Annotated in this window: 1 protein-coding gene; it reads right to left on the reverse strand. The window is 71.5% G+C overall.

The genetic code is table 11. The features are described 5' to 3' along the window. Positions 1-575: TVP38/TMEM64 family protein (locus FVW27_RS18990; RefSeq protein WP_167128259.1), on the reverse strand; the 575-nt coding region annotated here is incomplete at both ends.

Raw genomic sequence — 575 nt, forward strand, 5'->3', positions numbered from 1 at the left:
CCGCGCAGCGGGTGCCCGCACGCTGCCGGACGGTTGGCGCGGGCAGCTTTCGACCCGCCACCCGGCGCAGCAGCAGGGGGGCCACGGCCAGCAGGCACAGGGCCAGTCCGGTGCGCAGGGAAATGATGTCCCCAAGGTGGCGAATGCGCCCCAGTTCCGCCCCGGCATGCACGTAAAGGGCGTTCAGCGGTACCATGCCGAACAGCGAAACCGTGGCGAAGGTGGAAAGGCGCATGGCGGTGACCCCGAACAGCAGGTTCACCAGCCAGTAGGGCATCACGGCCACGCAGCGCAGGCCCAGCAGGCACAGCGCGCCCGGCGAGAGGAGTCCGGCGAAGGGCGCGCCGGACGGAAGTCGGCGCGGGGGTGCGTGGTCTGTCGACGCATGCGTTGCCGACGCCTGGTCTGAAGACACAAGAACGGCGGAATGGGGCTGCGTTCCTGTATCCGTCGCCGCATCGGGCCTGTCGCCACCTTCCGCCATGGCCGCGTCGATGCGGGCCAGTTGGCCGGGCCACAGGCGGCGCACCGTGGCGCGCAGCAGGTGGCGGGCGCTCAGGAAGGCCAGGCAGGCC

Source organism: Nitratidesulfovibrio liaohensis (genome assembly GCF_011682075.1).
GTDB lineage: Bacteria > Desulfobacterota > Desulfovibrionia > Desulfovibrionales > Desulfovibrionaceae > Cupidesulfovibrio > Cupidesulfovibrio liaohensis.